This window comes from Polynucleobacter sp. HIN8 (genome assembly GCF_030297615.1).
Lineage (GTDB): Bacteria > Pseudomonadota > Gammaproteobacteria > Burkholderiales > Burkholderiaceae > Polynucleobacter.
Map to the genome: position 1 here is coordinate 1,866,509 of NZ_AP028139.1, position 19,294 is coordinate 1,885,802.

Here is a 19,294-nt window from a genome sequence, read left to right on the forward strand (position 1 = left end):
CACATAACCCCTATGAACTCGATTTACCTTGGTTGCGATATCGCATAAATCCAGTTGTAAACCAAAATGCTAGCGCTGCCGCGCCCAAAGAAAACCATTGGAAAGCATAAGCATAATGGCGATCGACTCCCGTCGTTGCAACAGGCCAAATTCGTGATAATCCATCAACCGCATCCGGGTCATTTTGACGAATGATGAAAGGAGATTGAGGATACGTGAATCGGCTTGCCTCATAAGCCAAATCTAAATTTTGCTGAATCCGAGGTGTGCGCTCGCTATTGGGCTGGTTACCAAGCTCTAATACCTTTCCTGGACCCGATAATGCAATACCCTCAATCATTACCGAAGCCTCTGGAGTTTTAATACTTGGCAATATCAATCGATCCTGATTGTTTCTGGGAGCCCAGCCTCGATTGACCCAGACAATCCGTTTCTCTTGACCGTCGAGTAAAAATGGCATCAGCACATAGAAACCCGATTGGGTCTGACCTGCTTGCGGTTTTGGGTTCGGCCGATTATCAAGCCAAATTACTTCATTGACTAAAAAGCGGCCTCGGGCCCGCACTGGTCTAAACTGAGTCTCAAGAAGCGTCCAATTTTTGGCATTCAGATCAATTTGCTCTCGATCTGCCATAGCCGTAATTTGGTTAGCAAGGATTATTTTCTGGTCGGCACGACTAAGCTGCCAGCGACCCGCTAAAACGCCAATTGCCAGAACTACCAACATTGCAACCGTTGCGACTCTTCGCTCTACAATAAGAACTCGAAATAAACTCAAGGGTTCGTTACCAATATGAAATGGCTAATTGTTTTTATTCTGTTGGTCATCATTGCTAGTCTTGGATCAGCCCTCTACTTCATGATGAAAGACAAGGGCAATAGTTCCAGAATGGTTCACTCGCTGATGCTCAGAATTGGTTTATCGATTGCACTATTCATTGGCATTTGGATTGCCCATTACTTTGGACTCATTGAGTCCACTGGCCTGAAAGTACCTCAATAAGCAGCAACGAAAGTTGCTGCTTATTACTACCATTACATCCAATAAACGACGATGTAGAGGCCTAGCCAGACGACGTCAACGAAGTGCCAATACCATGCGGCGCCTTCAAAACCAAAATGATTCTCAGCAGTGAAATCGCCACGAATCATGCGTCGCAAAACAATGGTCAACATCAAGCCGCCCAAAAATACATGGAATCCATGGAAACCCGTCAACATAAAGAAAGTTGATCCATAAATACCAGAAGTAAGCTTCAGGTTTAAGTCGCTATAAGCATGGATGTACTCGTAGGCCTGGAAACCCAAGAAAATAAGCCCCAAAGAAACGGTGGCAAATAAACCATAAATGGCATGCTGACGATTGCCCTCGCGCAAAGCATGATGCGCCCATGTCACCGTTACCCCTGAACTTAGTAGCAACAGGGTATTAATTGTTGGAATCGGCCAAGGACCAATCGTGCTAAATTTTTCCACTAGATTTGCTGGACCAACAGTAGGCCACGATGCCACAAAGTCAGGCCATAAAAGTTTGTTATCTACGTCACTAAGCCAAGGTACGGTAATACTGCGGGCGTAAAAAAGCGCAGCAAAGAAAGCTGCAAAAAACATGATCTCAGAAAAGATGAACCAGCTCATCGACCAGCGATAAGACACATCCACATTCACACCGTTTTTACCGGTATTGGACTCGGAGATTGCAGTACCAAACCAACCATAAAGCACAAACAGTACATAAATGACGGCCGCCAAGACCAGTGGTCCTCCCCATGACAGGCCATTCACCCAAGCCGACATACCGCCACCAAATCCAAGCAGGCCAATGCTTGCGAGGACAGGGTATTTCGAGGGGGCCGGAACAAAGTAATACGGTGTGGAGTTTGATGACATCGCGCTCTTTCTAACTAAAAATTAATTGGCTACTACTAAATTCACAATCAATAAAAGGATCGCCATAAATAATACGGCGCCCAATACACCAGCAATGATGATGTGCACAAAACTTAAGCTTGCAACATCATTTTTTAATCCTGCTTTATTACGAATTCCAAGAAATGCCCACAAAACTGCGCGCATTGAACCAACGAAGCTGGGTTGCTTGTTCATGATGACGCTTTCTTCTTAGACTCTTTGCTATCAGCAACAGGCTTTGGTATACCAGTCTCAAAAAAGGTATATGACAACGTAATTGTTTTAACGTCTTTAGGAAGATTGGGATCAACAATAAATACCACGGGCATTTGCCGAATTTGATGCGGAGTCAGCGCTTGCTCTTGAAAACAAAAACACTCGATCTTCGTGAAGAACTCAGTGGCCGTCTTAGGCGCATAACTCGGAATCGCTTGAGCAGCCACTGGCCGATCCAAGGTGTTGACTACTTCATAAACAATCTCATGCATCTCACCTGGATGAACTTCAAGAAAGTTCTTTACGGGCTTAAAGGCGAATGGTCCGCGGCTATTGGAGTCAAACTCAATCGTGATTGTTCGACTGTAATCAACCTGGGTATTACCAGGCTTACTTGCTCCATAAGCTCGCACACCATAATTATTTTTACTGGTTACAACATTAATACCAGTTACCTCGCACAGCGCTTTGTACAAAGGCACTAAGGCATAACCAAATCCGAACATTAGTACGGCAAGCAAAAGAAGCTTGAGAAGGATTTGCTTATTGAGAGTGCCTAGATTGTGTGCCATGCGACTAACCCAAGAACCAATACTTCAGCACGATACCCAAGAAAAAAGTCAAAACAATCGATAGCAAGACCGCCGCTAGGCGGCGGTTGCTCATCAATGGATTTGATCGCTCGATCACGTAAGGCGCCATTAACTAACTTTGGGTGGCTGCTCAAAGGTATGGAACGGAGCAGGTGATGGAACTGTCCACTCTAAGGTATTAGCTGTCTCCCATGGACTATCTGGAGCCTTCTTGCCATGACCACGGTATGCGGGCAACACCACATACAGTAAGAAATAAACCTGCATTAAACCAAAACCTAAGCCACCGATTGATGCAATTAAATTGAAGTCAGCAAATTGAGTTGGGTAATCTGCATACCGACGTGGCATACCGGCTAAGCCCAAAAAGTGCATCGGGAAAAAGGTGAGGTTAAAGAAGAACATCGATCCCCAAAAATGAATCTTGCCACGGAACTCATCGGCCATACGACCCGTCCATTTCGGACACCAGTAATAAAAGCCTGCAAACATTGCAAAGAGTGAGCCCGCCACCAATACATAGTGGAAGTGGGCAACCACGTAGTAAGTGTCTTGTAGGCCAATATCAATTGGGGCCATCGCTAAAACAAGTCCAGTAAAGCCGCCAATTGTGAATACAAAGATGAATCCGATCGCCCATAGCATGGCGGTTTCAAAGGTCATTGAACCTTTCCACATCGTTGCAACCCAGTTAAAAATCTTCACACCGGTTGGTACGGCAATCAACATCGTGGCGTACATAAAGAAGAGTTGTCCAGTCACTGGCATACCTGTGGTGAACATATGATGCGCCCAAACAATAAATGACAAGATTGCAATGGATGATGTGGCATAAACCATTGATTCGTAGCCAAACAAGCGTTTTCTAGCAAAAACAGGAACAACCTCGCTGATAATGCCAAAGGCTGGCAAGATCATGATGTAAACCTCAGGGTGGCCAAAGAACCAGAAAATATGCTGGTACATCACAGGGTCGCCACCGCCGGCTGCGGAGAAGAAGCTAGTACCAAAGTGGCGGTCGGTTAGAACCATGGTGATTGCGCCTGCTAGTACAGGCATCACTGCAATTAATAAATATGCAGTAATCAACCAAGTCCAGCAAAACATTGGCATTTTCATGAGCGTCATGCCTGGTGCGCGCATGTTCAAAATGGTCACAATGATGTTAATCGAACCCATAATCGAAGAAGCGCCTAAAAGGTGCAATGCGAAGATAGCCATATCCATTCCTGGCCCCATTTGCAAGGTCAATGGTGCATATAAGGTCCAGCCACCCGACGGCGCACCGCCTGGCACTAAGAATGAGCCAAACAACAACAAGGCAGCAACCGGCAAAATCCAGAAACTAAAGTTGTTCATCCGTGCGAAAGCCATATCCGATGCGCCAATTTGCAAAGGAATCATCCAGTTTGCAAAGCCGACGAAAGCCGGCATGATGGCACCGAATACCATCACTAGGCCATGCATGGTGGTTAACTGATTAAAAAATTCTGGGCGCAAATACTGCAACCCGGGCTGAAAAAGCTCCAAACGTATACCAAGCGCCATGACGCCACCAGCCAAGAGGCTCACGAATGCAAAAATCAAATACATCGTGCCGATGTCTTTGTGATTGGTTGCGAATAACCAGCGGCGCCATCCGTGCGGATGATCGTGTGCGTGATCGTGTGCGTGATCGTGGGTTGTGGATATGGTGCTCATGATTTGCTCCGGTTTAATTCAATTCGTTATATAAGTTCAATTATTTTCCAGCACGAACAGCTGCAAACTCTTGAGTTTGTACTACTTCACCTGTCTTGTTACCCCATGCGTTACGGTAATAGGTCATTACGGCTGCCAGGTCACCATCGGATAAAACACCGCCCCATTTGGGCATGGCGCCCTTACCGTTAATCAAAATTGTGAAGTTACCTGCCTTTGGACCAAGCGCAACTTTGCTGCCATCCAATGCGGGGAAGGCGCCGGCGCCCTTACCGTTGGGTTGATGGCAAGCAGCGCAATTGGTAGCGTATACCTTCGCACCACGATCCATTTGCTCTGCCAAGGTATAGACCTTGCTAGGATCATCCGCGTTTGCAGCCATTTCTTTTTTCTTTTCTGCAACCCATTTGGTGTAGTCCTCATCAGAAACCACCCTAACAACGATCGGCATGAAAGCGTGCTGAGCGCCACAAAGCTCTGAACATTGTCCACGGAAGGTGCCAATTTTTTCAGCACGAAACCACGTGTCTCGTACAAAACCAGGGATTGCGTCTTGCTTTACGCCAAAGGCGGGTACGGTCCACGCATGGATGACATCATTTGCTGTGGTAATTAAACGAATCTTTTTATTCACGGGCACAACCATTTCTTGATCAACTTCCATCAAATAGGTTGGGCTCTTTGGGGCAAGATTATTGATTGCTTCGCGTGAAGTAGACAGGGTGGAAAGAAAGCTGATGCCTTCGCCTTCACCTTTAATGTAGTCATAGCCCCACTTCCACTGATACCCAGTGGTTTTAATGGTGATGTCGGCATTGGTTGTGTCCTTCATTGCCACGACGGTTTTGGTAGCAGGAAGGGCCATACCAATCACGATTAACAGCGGGATCACGGTCCAAATAATTTCAACCGAAGTGCTCTCATGAAATGATGCGGGCTGCGCGCCCTTTGATTTGCGATGTTTGTAAATGGAGTAGAACATCACCGAGAAAACGCCGATAAAAATCAACAAGCAAATGATCATCATGAACCAATGCAACCAATGAATTTCTTCCATGATCTTGGTAGCCGGTGCAGGAAAGTTCAGTTGATTAACTTTGGGGCCACCAGGCATATCTTGCGCTGCAACAGTAACGCTCCAAATTCCAAAACCTAGGACAAACCAAATTTTTGTCAGCAATTTACGAATATTCATTTTTTTCTCAAATTTAAGTGGAGCGTACCCAGTAAACCACGGCCACTTTTCCACCCACTAATCAATAATTAGACACTGAATTATAGGATGATTTGCTTGACAGAAGTCATTTTGTGATTTCCTTTGGTGCAAACCCTATATGTAGATAATTAAATGTAAGTACTTACTTATAAAAGAGCTCCGCAACTATTTACGTTTAATTGCGTCTACGCGAATATATGCCGTTTTAGTATCTCCGCTACTGCGATTTTTAGCTAAAACCCAGGCATGCCCATAAACGATTTCCAGTGTCAGTTTTAGGGGGCTGGGTGCGCACAGCCGATCAAGTTGTGCATCTGGAGAAATGAGCCCAAGGGCCAAACCATCCTTGTAAAGGGCCTGTTCGGTCTCGTACTCCAAATAAAGGTATTCCATATCCATGACCGGGTCTGAATAGCGGTTTTGAACTAAGGCATCCCCAATATCGTGCATATCAAGGGCGCCCGGTAGGGCTTGTAAGTGCCCAGCCTCTAAATTGGCATTCCGAAGTTCCTTACCCGTATCGGGGCCTAAATAGGCAAATGAAATAAGACCGCCTTCAGTCAGGTGTTGATGACAATTTGCTAACCAGGCTCCTGGATTGCTGCGACTTTGCAACGATAAATTACTAAGGATCAAGTCATAGGATGCGTCGGCTGGAATCCCCTGATCCAATAACCGGCCAGAGTTCGGCAAGATTCGGCTAAGTGCCTGTTGAAGTTTGATTCGGAATGGCGTGGCTCCCTGAATTTGAGAATCGGCAATGCTGTCAACCTGCGCACCAGGAAAACGCCTAATAAATGCCCTGCGATTTAAGCCTGAAAAATCGGGTTCAAGCAGGATTCGTTTTGGAGATAACTTGATGGGCTCTAACTTATTGAGTATCCGCTCTTGAATTTCTGCACGAAGCCATGAAAGAGAAGTGGTCATCGAATCAGTATACTCAGCGCCCCAATGCGTTGGATTAGTACAGTAACCCAATATCTAATACCCACACTGTGCATGGTGTGCGAAAACCCACAAGCGAAAATTGTTTGTCACGCATGCCGCAAGCGAATTGCTATAAATCGCTCGCAAATTGGTCCATCATGCGCGGTTTGTGCTTTACCAATTAAACCGCATCAATCAATCTGCACCCAATGTGAAAAGGAGAGGCCGGCATTTGATCGCGTGGTTTATCTCGACCTTTATCAAGAACCATTGCGCCACCCACTTCATCTTCTGAAGTACCAAAAAAGATTAGCATGCGCTTCTGGGTTTGCTCTGTTGTGGAATACATTTCATCAAAATGCTCTCAACTCCTGCGATGCAGATGTTTTGATTCCAGTGCCCCTTAGCCAAGCAAAATTAGCGGCACGGGGGTTTAATCAAGCCTGGGAAATCGCTAAACAACTTGATCTCCCAAACTCTGTCAAACGAGCTCCAAACTTAGTGATCTGCCAAAGGGCGAATGCCGCACAGGCGAGTCTTAGCCGCGCCAATCGAACGGCGTCCATGCAAGAACGTTTTATCTTAAAGGCGGACGCAGTAACTGTCATCAGGAACCGGCATATTTTGATTGTTGATGATGTGTTGACCACCGGCTCGACCATTCACTCACTCGCAACCACTCTCAAGCAATCCGGAGCAAAACGAGTAACGGCATGGACTATGTTTCGGACGCCACCTTGGAGGGCTTAGGTGCAATATGATGCTGCTATGTTTAATGTTGTTTTATTTGAACCCGAAATTCCGCCCAATACAGGAAATATCATCCGTTTATGCGCCAATACCGGTGCGCAATTGCATTTAATCAAACCGCTTGGTTTTCCTCTTGAACACGCCAAATTAAAGAGGGCGGGTTTGGACTACCACGAGTTTGCCAGTCTCAAGCTCTATGAAAACTGGTCAGATTTTTTGGCAATCACCAAGGCTGATCTTAAGCGCGTATTTGCTCTCACAACCAAAGGTCAGCGCTCTCTACTTCATGCGGAATTTCATCCAAACGATTACTTTGTATTCGGATCGGAGACCAAAGGAATCAGTGATCAGGTACGCGCTAGCATTCCACGTGAAAATCACCTACGACTTGCAATGCTGGCCAACAGTCGCAGCTTAAATCTCTCAAACTCAGTGGCGATCGTTGTTTATGAAGCGTGGCGCCAGCACCAATTCCAGGGTGGTACTTAATTTTCCGATTTAGGCTCGCGACCCATTAGGGCCCGAACGGCCGCCTCAGGACTTAACTGACCATTCAACACCTGACTAACCGTTGTACAAATTGGCATTTCAGCGTGATGTTTTTTAGCCAAATCACTCACGGCTTGAGCGCACAAGACGCCCTCAGCCACATGACCAAGGGCAGCCAACACTCGATCTAAAGACTCACCAGCAGCAAGCGATAGACCCACCCGGCGGTTACGCGATAAATCACCGGTTGCGGTCAGGATGAGATCACCCAATCCAGTAAGGCCCATGCAGGTTTCACTTTTTCCACCAACGGCTTTCACTAAGCGCATCATTTCTGCCAAGCCTCGCGTCAATAATGCGGCGCGAGCATTCATGCCTAATCCCAGACCATCGCTAATTCCGGCGGCGATCGCCAACACATTTTTCACTGCGCCACCAAGCTCAACGCCAATCAGATCGTCACTTGCATAGACTCGAATATTTCCATGATGAAACGCAGTTTGTACTTGCTGACCAAATTCAAAGGTGGCGCTAGCTACTGTCAGGGCACAAGGCAAGCCTTCACCAACTTCGCGCGCAAAGCTAGGGCCCGATAACACACCAACTGCATGCGCATGAGTGGCATACCGTTCTTGTTCGCGCTGAACAACTTGATGCGGCAGGAGTGAAGTTTCGGGCTCGAGACCTTTGCAAAGCCACAAAACATTAAAAGGGTGTTGCGCCAATTTAAATACATCGGCTACCGTACTTGCTAAACCAGCCATTGGCGTGGCTATGACTAACAAGTCATCAGATCCTAAGCGGCCAACGGCCCTCTCAAAATCTGATTCGATTGCTAATGAATTGGGTAGAGTAACGGCCGGTAAATACTGCTTATTTTCATGATCCCGACGCATGACTTCAGCTGCATTTGGGTTACGCGCCCATAAACAAACCGAATGGTGACTAGCAGCGGATATAGCAATGGCTGTACCCCATGCTCCTGCTCCTAGAACCGAGATATTCATTAGTTAGGCAAAATAATCTTACTCTCTGCGTCACCATTGCCAGCTTGGGCGCCTTGAGCTGCTTGAGCCTGAGCCAAGCGGTGCTCATACATGCCATGAAAGTTAATGTCAGCGAGATGAATGGGCTGAAAACCAGCACGACTAATGATGTCAGCAACGTTCGAACGCAAATAAGGAAAGATGATTGTTGGGCAAGTGATGCCAAGCATTGGATCAATTTGCTCGGGTGGAATATTTTTGAACTCGAAAATACCAGCTTGTTTCGCTTCGACCAAAAACATGACCTTGCCCTCGACACGCGCAGTAACGGTGCTCAAAAGAGCAACCTCAAATAACTCATCACTTAAACGATCCACCGCAATATCCAACTCCACCTGAATTTGTGGTTCGCTAGCAACCAACAAAATACCGGGGGCATTGGGCTGCTCGAGCGATAAGTCTTTTAAATACACTCGTTGAATAACAAACGAAGGATCGTTTGAACCCGTTGCTGAATTCGTTGCAGCATCACTCATAAAAACCCTCTTTCGTATTAGAAACGTTTAGGCTAAAAGCGGATCAAGACCGCCTGCACGATCCAATGCTGCCAGATCATCGTAACCGCCAATATGACGATCGCCAATATAAATTTGTGGAACAGTTCGACGACCCGTGCGTGACATCATCTCTTCTCGCCTCGCCGGATCAACATCAATCAAAATCTTTTGCAAATTCTGAACACCCTTCTTTTGCAAAAGTTTTTCTGCCATGACACAGTACGGACAAACACGAGTGCTATACATCAAAACGTCTGGCATGGCTTCCCCATTACGATTTAACAAGTGGCAATCCAGAAGTTTGCCAAGCGCCAATACCGCCATCTAAAACACCCACTTCGGTATAGCCAAGATTGCGCAGTTCTTTGGCTGCTTTCTGAGAATGAGCCGGACCCCGTCCGATCACCACAACGGGATACTTTTGATCAATTTTCATTGTTTTCAGACTAGAGCCCAAACTCTCCAGGGCGATATTTTTGGCATTTGGTAAATGACCTAATTTAAAATCCTCCTCGGCTCGCAAATCGATCACACTGGCTTTGCGACGGTTAATCCAAATGGTGGCATCGGTGGGCGTTAAGCCCTTGCCACTAATTAGGGTTGATAATGTTGGCATGAATAAAGCGGTGCCCGAAATGATGATTAAGGCGGCCAATACGAGGTTGTCAGTTTGAGCTAAGAAGTCCATTGTCAGATTATAGAATGCATCTATGAAACAACTCATCCTAGTCCGTCACGGACAATCCGCCTGGAATCTTGAAAATCGGTTTACTGGATGGGCCGATATTGATCTCACCCCAACCGGTGTTGAGCAATCCCAGCAAGCTGGTCAACTATTAAAGGCCGCTGGCTATGACTTTGATATTGCTTACACCTCGGTTTTGAAACGTGCCATCCGGACCCTCTGGAATATCCAAGACGCAATGGATTTGATGTGGGTGCCCGTGGTCCACAGCTGGCGATTAAATGAACGTCACTATGGTGCATTAACTGGACTTAATAAGGCAGAAACTGCAGCAAAATTTGGGGACGAACAGGTGCATATCTGGCGACGTTCTTATGCAATCGCCCCGCCGCCGCTAAGCCCTGAGCAGCGCTCTGAGCTGGCCAAGGATCCCCGCTATACCAAGCTAAAGCACGAGGATATTCCCCTCGGTGAGTGCCTTAAAGACACGGTGAGTCGGGTTCTACCTCTATGGAATGAGTCGATCGCCCCAGCTCTAAAACTTGGAAAACGCGTTATCTTAGTTGCCCATGGCAACAGCATCCGCGCCCTGATAAAGCATATAGATCAGGCATCCGATGAGGCAATCATGGAAGTCAACGTGCCCAACGGCAATCCCCTCGTTTATGAACTGGATGACGAACTTCGCCCAATACAACATTTCTATTTACAGGCAAAATAGCTAAATGCGTCAGTTATTTAGAAATATCGTCCTAATTAGTATTGGTTTAATTGCCGGAATTGCGGCAACTATCCAGTTCTCTGCAACCGCCCAGCAGGGTACAAGCACTCTGCCGCTCGATGAATTGCGCACGCTCTCAAATGTTTTTGGGCAAATTAAGCGTGAGTATGTGGAGCCCATTGATGACAAGCAGCTGCTCACCGATGCCGTCAAGGGAATGGTCAGTAGTCTTGATCCGCACTCTGCCTATCTCGACAAAAAAGACTTTGCCGAAATGCAAGAACAAACCGCTGGTAAATTCGCTGGCCTAGGTATTGAGATCACCTCTGAGGATGGTTTAGTTAAAGTTCTTAATCCCATCGAGGGGTCACCGGCCGCTAAAGCTGGTCTTCAAGCCGGCGATCTGATTACCCGTCTTGACGATAAACCGGTGCGCGGTATGTCACTTGATAAAGCCGTTCGTACCATGCGCGGTACACCAGGCACCAAAATTACTTTAACGATTTTCAGAAAAAGTGAAGAGCGTACTTTTCCGGTCACCATCACACGTGCTGAAATTAAAGTGCAATCGATTCGAGCAAAAGTTGTCGATAACAATATTGCATGGATCCGGATCACTAGCTTTCAAGAACGTACCATTCCCGATCTTGCAAAAAAATTAGCAGAGCTTGCCGCTAAAGATCCGAACTTAAAAGGCCTGGTATTGGATTTACGCAATAACGGTGGCGGCCTCCTCCAAGGTGCGGTTGGGGTAGCGGCTGCTTTCTTGCCTCCAGGTGCTGTGATTGTGTCGACCAAAGGTCAGGCCCCTGACTCACGGCAGGTATTTAATGCGGTTCCTGCGATGTATAAATTGAACGAATCAAATGATCCCCTTGATGAGGTTCCGCCTCTCTTTAAGAAAATTCCAATGGTAGTACTCGTCAATGCATACTCGGCATCCGCTTCTGAGATCGTTGCGGGTGCTTTACAAGATTACAAGCGGGCCACCATTCTTGGAAAAACTACTTTTGGTAAGGGATCGGTTCAAACCGTTCGCCCACTCAGTAGCGACTCAGCACTCAAAATCACTACTGCTTATTACTACACTCCCAATGGTCGCTCAATTCAAGCATTTGGGATTAAACCCGATATCCCAGTTGATCAGAATAAAGACGGTGACCCCGAAGATGTATTGATTACCCGAGAAATTGACAGTGAGAAGCACTTACGCAACAAACAATCGTCTGAAGAGGCTTTAATCAAAGATCGTGAGAAGCGTCGCCTCCAAGAATTGCAGCTCATTGAAGAGCGTAACGCGAAGAAGACTCCTGAAGAGCGTGAGAAAGAAAAAAATCGTCGTCCACCTGAGTTTGGCAGTAATGATGACTTCATGTTGCAACAAGCGATTGCCTTCCTAAACGGTCAAACGGTCAAACGCTCGGCTTCTAAACTCGAGTAATTTATTTGCTCATGAATGACGAGCAGCTTCTTCGCTATTCGCGCCACCTACTGCTCGATGAAATTGATATTACTGGCCAAGAACGGCTGTTAAATTCTCATGTTCTCGTTATAGGTGCTGGTGGTTTAGGCTGTGCGTGCGCGCCCTATCTAGCCGCAGCTGGGATTGGAAAAATTACTCTGATTGACCATGATCATGTTGATCTCACCAATCTTCAGCGACAGATCATGCATCAAATGGATAGTATTGGCATGAGTAAAGTGGCATCAGGTAAGCGTTTTCTGAAAAACCTAAATCCCACCTGTCAGGTTCAAGCACTTGAAAAGAAGATTGATGAACCTTTACTTGAAGAGCTCATCCAAAATGTTGATGTAGTCGTTGACTGCACCGATAACTTTCTAACCCGACATTTAATTAATCGGGTGTGTGTAAACCATAAAAAAGTATTAGTCTCTGGAGCTGCATTACGCTTTGATGGTCAAGTGAGCGTATTTGATCTTCGTAATTCGAGCTCACCGTGCTATGCCTGCGTCTTTCCACCAGACCCAAATTATGTTGAAACCAACTGTGCCAGCATGGGAGTATTTGCACCTTTGGTGGGCATTATTGGAACTATTGCGGCGGCGCAAACTCTGCAAGTAATTATTGGTTTTGGAGAACCATTACTGGGACGTTTGTTGATCTGGAATGCCCGAACGACCCAGGTAGATGAAATTAATCTCGCACGCCATCATGCCTGTCCGGCATGCGGATCAGGCAAACCTTAATGAATTGAGTTGAGACGATTCAATAGAACGCCTTGCTCAACTGGCTCGTAAGCCGCTAATAGCTCATGAATATGCATCTTTAACTTGCGAGTATCGGCTTGCATAATCTCACGCTTAACCAGTAAAAGCTGACTAAAGTGCATTGAGAAATCGGTCAGGCCCATCGCCAGCAATAGCTTTGTCAAAGCAGGGTCGCCAGCCATCTCACCGCATACTGCAATGGGTACATTAGCTCGATTTGCTTCACGGATAATCCCCGCAATTAAGTTCAGCACCGCTGGATTTAATGGGTCATACAAATGAGCTACAGCGTGATCGGCGCGATCAATTGCCAAGGTGTACTGGATCAGATCGTTCGTACCAATTGAAAGGTAATCAAAGTGTTTTACAAAAAGCGGCATCATTAAGGCAGCTGCAGGTATTTCAATCATTGCCCCCACCTGAATATCTGGATTAAATGCCTGACCCCGCTCTTGCAATTGCTGCTTTGCCTTATCAATGAGTCGCAAACTTTCATGAATCTCTTGAGCATGAGCTAACATCGGCAATAACAGTCGAACCTGACCATGAGCCGATGCACGCAAGATTGCGCGCAATTGGGTTAAAAAAATCTCAGGCTCAGATAAAGACCAACGTATGGCCCGCAATCCGAGCGGGGAGGTTCCAGTAGTTCCAGTCTCTGTTCCCGCTACCGCTTTATCGGAACCAATGTCAATCGTACGAATATTCACTGGTAAGCCAAACATTGCCTCAACGGCACGCGTGTATTCCTGATATTGCTTCTCTTCATCTGGAAGACCATGTTCTTGGTTCATAAACAAGAACTCAGACCGAAATAGGCCAATACCGACTGCCCCCAAATCTAGGGCATGCTTTGCATCCTCTGGTAATTCAATATTGGCAAATAACTCGATCTCAACACCATCTTTAGTGCGGGTTGGGCTGTACTTGAGCTCCTGTAGCTTTTCTGACTCGATGCGTTGCTCAGCCTGAAGGCCCCGATATTGACTTAAGAGCATTTCGTCTGGAGCAACTACCACAATCCCGCGGTCGCCATCAATCACAATCCAATCGCCGTGCTCAATCATATCGCTCGCGTGCCGAATACCAACAACTGCAGGTATTTCTAGGCTGCGAGCCACAATGGCGGTATGTGAAGTCTTGCCACCTAAATCAGTCACAAATCCACCTAATGCGTTCTCTTTAAAACGCAACATGTCATGAGGTGCAATATCATGCGCCACCACGATCGCGTCATCATCAAAGTGTCCGGTAATCAGACCCTCACCACCAATGACAGTCTGACGGTTATTTGACTGTAACGCCTTCAAAACACGCTCGGCGACCTGCCGAATATCGTTGCCACGTTCCTTTAAATACGGATCATCCATTTCAGCAAATTGCTCAAGCAAATCATTGAGCTCCGTCGTCAACGCCCAAGCAGCGTTTAGCCGTTTTTCCCGAATTAGGGCTAAAGGCTTTTCGGCTAAGGTGGGATCCGATAGGATTAGTTGATGAACATCTAAAAATGCTGCCATCTCCTGTGGAGCATCTTTATGCAAAGCCGCTTTCAGAGTATTGAGCTCTTGGCGGACGCAATCAAATGCTTCGAGTAATTTTTTAGCTTCCGCCTCTTCAGTCCCGGGCTCAATTAAATAATGACTAACTTCAAGGGCTGCTCTCGAAATTAATACTGCCTTACCAATGGCAATACCTTTGGAAACAGCAATCCCATGAAGAGCAAAGGTCATAACTACTCGCCCTCACCAAATCGATCTTGAATCAATTCACAAATTTTCTTTAAGGCGTCGTCTTCTTTTTCGCCAACGGTCTCAATGGTAACGATGCTTCCGATACCAGCGGCTAACATCATCACGCCCATAATACTTTTGGCATTGATGCGTCGGCCGTTCTTGCTCATAAAAACCTCGCACGGATACTCACTAGCGAGTTGCGATAATTTTGCTGAGGCACGTGCATGCAGACCAAGCTTATTAATAATTTCAATATCAACTTTTGGCATCGCTCGTTCCTGCATTCTGATTCAAGATAAGCTCAGTCTCTGTCATCGAAGAGGGCGCCCCTAACCGAATAATTCCGTTTTGACCCCCTTGCATTGCTTTTAGGGCAACCGATTCAACCCCGGTACCCCGATAAGAAATTGCCCGCATCAGCATTGGCAAATTCACACCGGCTAGAACAATCACCTTGCACTGGAAAAGGTCTGACCTTGCAAGCCGGGTAGCAACGTTTGCCGGCGTAGCACCCATGACGTCCGTTAATACCAATATTCCATATTCACTTTGGACCTGGGTTGCCGCTTCATAAACACGATCAAAGCTGACTTTGGTATCCTCATACGGAGGAATATCAACTGCAGCCATACGAACCGGCACCTTGCCATAGGTATGCTCAACAAAGCCAAGCATGGATCCAGCAATCGGTGTGTGGGCAACAATTAGGATTCCTGGCACTTTAAATTAGCTCCTTTTCAAGCAATGTAAGCCATTTTTGAGCAATATCCAAATTGGTTTGTTGAGTAATTTCCACAAAGCAGGTTGGACTAGTCACATTAATCTCGGTTAAGTAGCCGCCGATCATGTCAAGTCCAACTAAGAACAAACCACGCTTAGCCAAAATGGGGGCTAAATGATTTGCAATTTCCTCTTCGCGCGCTGTCAGGGCCATCGCCAGACCTTTTCCACCCACAGCTAAGTTCCCACGAATCTCCGAGCCCTGCGGAATACGGGCTAAGGCATAGGGCATGACTTCACCACCAATTAATAAAACGCGCTTATCCCCGGCAGTAATTTCGGGTAAGTAACGTTGTGCCATTAATGTGCGTGCGCCATTCTCACCCAGCGTTTCAACAATACTTGCTAAATTGAGGCCATCGGGCCCGACCCGAAATACACCCATGCCTCCCATACCATCGAGCGGCTTAATCACGATATCGTGATGCAGCTGATGAAAATCACGAATTGCATGAATATCACGCGTCACCAAGCTTGGAGGAATAAATTGTGGGAACTCCGTAATCGAGAGTTTCTCAGAATGATTGCGAACTGCATCTGGCGAATTAAATACCCGCGCCCCTTGCAAAACCGCAGCCGATAAGATCCAGGTACTCGTCAAATACTCCACCGTGAAAGGTGGATCTTGGCGCATCAATACCGCTGAAAAATATTCCAGCGGATGCTCCTCAAATGAGCCTAACGCATACCAATGCTCACCATCTAAAAGTTCAATCGCTTGGCAACGTGCTCTGGCCTTGCCTTCACCCCACAGTAAATCATGGCTTTGGGTATACCAAATCGCATGACCTGCAGCCGATGCAGCGCGCATCATGGCCAAGGTGCTATCTTTCTCGACCTTGAATGAATCGAGGGGATCGGCAATAAAAAGGAATTTCATGGCCAGACTTAAGCGGCCTCGGCATCCGGATCGGTGCGCTCAAGCTCAAGCGATGCGGCGAGCAGGGCCAAGCGCGCAACAACGCCGTACATATAAAAACGGTTTGGTGCTGCGCTGCCTGGCTTTGCTTTCATATCGGGCATGGCGTTTTGTTCAAACGCAAGGGGTACAAAATGCATTCCGGGCGCATTCAGATTCTCATCCGGCCCACGATCGGTATGAACCCGATAAAACCCACCAACTACGTAACGATCAATCATATAAACCACGGGTTCGGCCACTGCCTCATTAACCTTTTCAAAGGTGTAGACACCTTCTTGAACAATCACGTCGTTTACTTCAAGACCTTCCTTAACAACACTCATCTTGTTACGATCACGGCGATTTAAGTTCTTTAGATCATTGGGGTCATGCGCAACCATCACACCCATTCCATAGGTTCCAGCATCGGGCTTCACGACCACATAGGGTTTGTCTTTAATCCCATACTCGCGGTATTTTTTAGCGGTCTTCTTGAGCACTTGATCAACTGCGGCAAGTAATTGCTCTTCACCCTTTTGTTCATGAAAATCCATACCCGTGCAGCGGGCGTAATAGGGATTGATCATCCAGGGATCAATATTGATTAGTTTGGCAAATTTCTTTGCTAACTCTTCATAGGCTTGAAAGTGATTGGATTTGCGACGACTGGGCCAACCCGCATGCAATCCTGGTAATAAATATTGCTCATAGACGTTCTCGAGTATTGGTGGAATACCGGCGGATAAATCATTGTTTAGCAAAATTGAGCAAGGGTCAAAATCTTTGAGGCCCAAACGAGTCTTACGTAAGCCTAATCGTGTAAGGGGTTCTAAAACTAGTTTTCCGCCCTCAGGTAGTTCAATGGCGGTCGGCTTTTTAATCTCCTCCGATAAGGTACCCAAACGGACATTTAATCCAGCTTGCCGCAGAATTGATGATAGGCAGGCAATATTCTGTAAATAAAAGGTGTTGCGTGTGTGTCGCTCTGGGATCAATAATAAATTTTTAGCCTCTGGGCAAATTTTCTCGATCGCCGCCATCGCAGCCTGAACAGCCAAGGGCAACATTTCTGGAGACAGGTTATTAAACCCGCCTGGGAATAGATTGGTATCAACCGGAGAGAGCTTAAATCCGGAGTTACGTAGATCAACCGAGCAATAAAACGGTGGAGTATGCTCCTGCCATTCCAAGCGAAACCAGCGCTCAATCGTTGGGGTTGCTTCGAGGACTTTCGACTCGAGCTCTAAGAGGGGGCCACTTAAGGCGGTAATAAGATGCGGGACCATATCCGCATTGTAAGTTTTTTGAAAGAAAGACGCGGAATCTTGCGATTCCGCGCTTAAAAACTAGGCAACCAACCAGTGCCGCCTAGTGAGGGGTAAACAACTAATCACTATTGCAAATCAAGTTAAGACTCGTAAGCAGCCTCGCCATGGGAAGTAATGTCGAGTCCCTCGCGCTCTTCCTCTTCCTTGACACGCAGTCCAAACACCATATCCGCAATCTTGAAAGCAATGAACGCAACAACACCAGACCAAATCAGAGTCACCACCACACCCTGAGCCTGAATGAACACTTGACTACCAATTGAATATTCAGTAGCAACTGCATTGGCAACATAGTCATAAATACCAGCTCCACCTAAGGCAGGATCAGCAAATACACCGGTCAAAATTGCACCAACAATGCCGCCTACGCCATGAACACCAAATACGTCGAGGCTATCATCGGCACCGAGCATGCGCTTAAGGCCTGATACACCCCATAAGCACAGAACTCCAGCAATAAAGCCAATGATGATGGCACCCATTGGACCAACAAAACCTGCTGCGGGGGTAATTGCGACTAAGCCTGCAACACAGCCAGAGGCAGCGCCCAACATCGAGGGCTTGCCTTTAGTCATCCATTCAGCAATGGTCCAACCAAGAACAGCGGCAGCGGTAGCTAACAAAGTGGTTACCAACGCAAGCACTGCGCTGCCGTTTGCCTCAAGAGCAGAGCCGGCGTTAAAGCCAAACCAGCCAAACCACAAGAGTGATGCACCGACCATGGTGTAAGCCAAGTTATGGGGCTTCATCGCTTCTTTACCATAGCCAATGCGCTTACCAATTACGTAAGATCCCACTAAACCAGCGATTGCTGCATTAATGTGGACTACAGTACCGCCAGCAAAATCAAGCATGCCTTTTTGCCACAACCAACCAGCGCTAGCAGTGACTGCTTCGAGACTTGCAGCGTCCTTGATTGCATCTGGGCCGGCCCAGAACCAAACCATGTGAGCAATTGGCAGATAGCTAAACGTAAACCAGATGATCATGAATAACAAGATTGCAGAAAACTTCGCGCGCTCAGCAAATGCACCGATGATCAGGCAGCAGGTGATGCATGCAAAGGTGGCTTGGAACGCCATGAACGAGTATTCATAAATCACAATACCTTTACTAAAGGTTGCGCCTGTACTCTCTGGAGTCATGCCCGACAAAAATAGTCGATCTAAGCCGCCAAAGAACGCGTTGCCCTCTGTAAATGCAAAGCTATATCCGTAAATGGCCCATAACACTGCCACTAAGGAGAACACCACCATACATTGCATTAAAACGGAGAGTACGTTTTTACTGCGGGTTAAGCCACCGTAGAACAATGCAAGGCCAGGAAGTGTCATCAACATCACTAAGGCTGTTGATACCATCATCCAAGTCGTATCTGCTTTATTCGGCGTTGGAGCAGGATCGGCTGATGGAGCAGCAGCTGGGGCTCCAGGAGCTGCGGCAGGCGCGGTCACTGCGGGTTTTTTATCATCGGCAGCATACGCTGGAGAAACTAGCGCACCTGTCGTTGTGGTCACAGCAAGTGCCATAGCACTAGCAGCAACGAGACGTTTCATCCAATTCAACATGGT

General features: G+C 46.9%; 24 protein-coding genes. 6 read left to right on the forward strand and 18 right to left on the reverse strand.

What is annotated here, in order from left to right; translation table 11 throughout:
• Positions 1 to 10: 10 nt before the first annotated feature.
• Positions 11 to 778, reverse strand: coding sequence for an SURF1 family protein (locus QUE65_RS09720; RefSeq protein WP_286280912.1), 768 nt, complete (start codon positions 776 to 778; stop codon positions 11 to 13).
• A 15-nt stretch (positions 779 to 793) separates the two neighbouring features.
• Between QUE65_RS09720 and QUE65_RS09725 the strand changes: the two genes are divergently transcribed.
• Complete coding sequence (locus QUE65_RS09725; RefSeq protein ID WP_215370411.1) at positions 794 to 1,003, forward strand: twin transmembrane helix small protein; 210 nt, start codon at positions 794 to 796, stop codon at positions 1,001 to 1,003.
• A 32-nt stretch (positions 1,004 to 1,035) separates the two neighbouring features.
• Here QUE65_RS09725 and QUE65_RS09730 read toward each other — a convergent pair whose 3' ends face one another.
• The 7 genes from QUE65_RS09730 to QUE65_RS09760 all read right to left on the reverse strand — a co-directional run bounded on the left by QUE65_RS09730 (position 1,036) and on the right by QUE65_RS09760 (position 6,564).
• Complete coding sequence (locus QUE65_RS09730) at positions 1,036 to 1,890, reverse strand: cytochrome c oxidase subunit 3 (RefSeq protein ID WP_286280913.1); 855 nt, start codon at positions 1,888 to 1,890, stop codon at positions 1,036 to 1,038.
• A gap of 21 nt (positions 1,891 to 1,911) precedes the next feature.
• Complete coding sequence (locus QUE65_RS09735; protein ID WP_251371854.1) at positions 1,912 to 2,106, reverse strand: DUF2970 domain-containing protein; 195 nt, start codon at positions 2,104 to 2,106, stop codon at positions 1,912 to 1,914.
• Positions 2,103 to 2,699, reverse strand: coding sequence for a cytochrome c oxidase assembly protein (locus QUE65_RS09740; protein ID WP_215370416.1), 597 nt, complete (start codon positions 2,697 to 2,699; stop codon positions 2,103 to 2,105). The genes QUE65_RS09735 and QUE65_RS09740 overlap by 4 nt, the downstream gene beginning before the upstream one ends.
• A 4-nt stretch (positions 2,700 to 2,703) precedes the next feature.
• Positions 2,704 to 2,817 carry a cytochrome oxidase small assembly protein gene (locus QUE65_RS09745; protein ID WP_286280914.1) on the reverse strand — a complete coding sequence of 38 codons (114 nt, stop codon included), beginning with the start codon at positions 2,815 to 2,817 and terminating at the stop codon, positions 2,704 to 2,706.
• 11 nt (positions 2,818 to 2,828) lie between these two features.
• On the reverse strand, positions 2,829 to 4,421 hold the full coding sequence (gene ctaD / locus QUE65_RS09750; RefSeq protein ID WP_286280915.1) for a cytochrome c oxidase subunit I: 1,593 nt from the start codon (positions 4,419 to 4,421) through the stop codon (positions 2,829 to 2,831).
• 40 nt (positions 4,422 to 4,461) lie between these two features.
• Entirely contained in the window at positions 4,462 to 5,535 is a 1,074-nt protein-coding gene (gene coxB, locus QUE65_RS09755) for a cytochrome c oxidase subunit II (protein ID WP_286282518.1), read from the reverse strand.
• A gap of 267 nt (positions 5,536 to 5,802) precedes the next feature.
• Positions 5,803 to 6,564, reverse strand: coding sequence for a methyltransferase domain-containing protein (locus QUE65_RS09760; RefSeq protein WP_286280916.1), 762 nt, complete (start codon positions 6,562 to 6,564; stop codon positions 5,803 to 5,805).
• Between the two features lie 24 nt (positions 6,565 to 6,588).
• Here QUE65_RS09760 and QUE65_RS09765 point away from each other — a divergent pair, with 24 nt between their 5' ends.
• Together QUE65_RS09765 and QUE65_RS09770 are read left to right on the forward strand one after the other, a co-directional pair.
• Positions 6,589 to 7,314 carry a ComF family protein gene (locus tag QUE65_RS09765; RefSeq protein ID WP_286280918.1) on the forward strand — a complete coding sequence of 242 codons (726 nt, stop codon included), beginning with the start codon at positions 6,589 to 6,591 and terminating at the stop codon, positions 7,312 to 7,314.
• Between the two features lie 18 nt (positions 7,315 to 7,332).
• Positions 7,333 to 7,803 carry a tRNA (cytidine(34)-2'-O)-methyltransferase gene (locus tag QUE65_RS09770; protein WP_286280919.1) on the forward strand — a complete coding sequence of 157 codons (471 nt, stop codon included), beginning with the start codon at positions 7,333 to 7,335 and terminating at the stop codon, positions 7,801 to 7,803.
• Here QUE65_RS09770 and QUE65_RS09775 read toward each other — a convergent pair.
• The 4 genes from QUE65_RS09775 to QUE65_RS09790 are packed head-to-tail and all read right to left on the reverse strand — an operon-like array spanning position 7,800 to position 10,034.
• On the reverse strand, positions 7,800 to 8,810 hold the full coding sequence (locus QUE65_RS09775; RefSeq protein ID WP_286280920.1) for an NAD(P)H-dependent glycerol-3-phosphate dehydrogenase: 1,011 nt from the start codon (positions 8,808 to 8,810) through the stop codon (positions 7,800 to 7,802). The two genes, QUE65_RS09770 and QUE65_RS09775, sit on opposite strands and share 4 nt — an antisense overlap.
• Positions 8,810 to 9,325 carry a protein-export chaperone SecB gene (secB, locus tag QUE65_RS09780; protein WP_286280921.1) on the reverse strand — a complete coding sequence of 172 codons (516 nt, stop codon included), beginning with the start codon at positions 9,323 to 9,325 and terminating at the stop codon, positions 8,810 to 8,812. The genes QUE65_RS09775 and secB overlap by 1 nt, the downstream gene beginning before the upstream one ends.
• A gap of 27 nt (positions 9,326 to 9,352) precedes the next feature.
• Complete coding sequence (gene grxC, locus QUE65_RS09785) at positions 9,353 to 9,607, reverse strand: glutaredoxin 3 (protein ID WP_215370443.1); 255 nt, start codon at positions 9,605 to 9,607, stop codon at positions 9,353 to 9,355.
• 10 nt (positions 9,608 to 9,617) lie between these two features.
• Positions 9,618 to 10,034: a rhodanese-like domain-containing protein gene (locus tag QUE65_RS09790; protein ID WP_215370446.1), complete on the reverse strand. Its 417-nt coding sequence runs from the start codon at positions 10,032 to 10,034 to the stop codon at positions 9,618 to 9,620.
• 22 nt (positions 10,035 to 10,056) lie between these two features.
• Here QUE65_RS09790 and gpmA point away from each other — a divergent pair, with 22 nt between their 5' ends.
• From gpmA to QUE65_RS09805, 3 genes are read left to right on the forward strand one after another with little or no spacing between them, the layout of a single operon-like run.
• On the forward strand, positions 10,057 to 10,752 hold the full coding sequence (gpmA, locus tag QUE65_RS09795) for a 2,3-diphosphoglycerate-dependent phosphoglycerate mutase (RefSeq protein ID WP_286280922.1): 696 nt from the start codon (positions 10,057 to 10,059) through the stop codon (positions 10,750 to 10,752).
• 4 nt (positions 10,753 to 10,756) lie between these two features.
• Positions 10,757 to 12,193 (forward strand): S41 family peptidase, encoded by a 1,437-nt coding sequence (locus QUE65_RS09800; protein ID WP_286280923.1) that lies wholly within the window; start codon positions 10,757 to 10,759, stop codon positions 12,191 to 12,193.
• A gap of 11 nt (positions 12,194 to 12,204) precedes the next feature.
• Entirely contained in the window at positions 12,205 to 12,960 is a 756-nt protein-coding gene (locus tag QUE65_RS09805) for a HesA/MoeB/ThiF family protein (protein ID WP_286280925.1), read from the forward strand.
• On the opposite strand, the gene ptsP is transcribed toward QUE65_RS09805, so the two are convergent.
• From ptsP to QUE65_RS09835, 6 genes are all read right to left on the reverse strand, one after another.
• Complete coding sequence (gene ptsP, locus QUE65_RS09810) at positions 12,957 to 14,711, reverse strand: phosphoenolpyruvate--protein phosphotransferase (RefSeq protein ID WP_286280926.1); 1,755 nt, start codon at positions 14,709 to 14,711, stop codon at positions 12,957 to 12,959. The two genes, QUE65_RS09805 and ptsP, sit on opposite strands and share 4 nt — an antisense overlap.
• A gap of 2 nt (positions 14,712 to 14,713) precedes the next feature.
• The gene (locus QUE65_RS09815; RefSeq protein ID WP_286280927.1) at positions 14,714 to 14,983 is read right to left on the reverse strand and encodes an HPr family phosphocarrier protein; all 270 of its coding nucleotides are present in this window, start codon (positions 14,981 to 14,983) and stop codon (positions 14,714 to 14,716) included.
• A complete protein-coding gene (locus tag QUE65_RS09820; RefSeq protein WP_286280928.1) occupies positions 14,970 to 15,434 on the reverse strand; it encodes a PTS sugar transporter subunit IIA in 465 nt (154 codons plus the stop codon). The genes QUE65_RS09815 and QUE65_RS09820 overlap by 14 nt, the downstream gene beginning before the upstream one ends.
• A gap of 1 nt (position 15,435) precedes the next feature.
• A complete protein-coding gene (gshB, locus tag QUE65_RS09825) occupies positions 15,436 to 16,374 on the reverse strand; it encodes a glutathione synthase (protein ID WP_215370467.1) in 939 nt (312 codons plus the stop codon).
• Between the two features lie 8 nt (positions 16,375 to 16,382).
• On the reverse strand, positions 16,383 to 17,681 hold the full coding sequence (gene gshA, locus QUE65_RS09830) for a glutamate--cysteine ligase (protein ID WP_286280930.1): 1,299 nt from the start codon (positions 17,679 to 17,681) through the stop codon (positions 16,383 to 16,385).
• 122 nt (positions 17,682 to 17,803) lie between these two features.
• Positions 17,804 to 19,291 carry an ammonium transporter gene (locus tag QUE65_RS09835; protein WP_286280931.1) on the reverse strand — a complete coding sequence of 496 codons (1,488 nt, stop codon included), beginning with the start codon at positions 19,289 to 19,291 and terminating at the stop codon, positions 17,804 to 17,806.
• Positions 19,292 to 19,294: the final 3 nt, after the last annotated feature.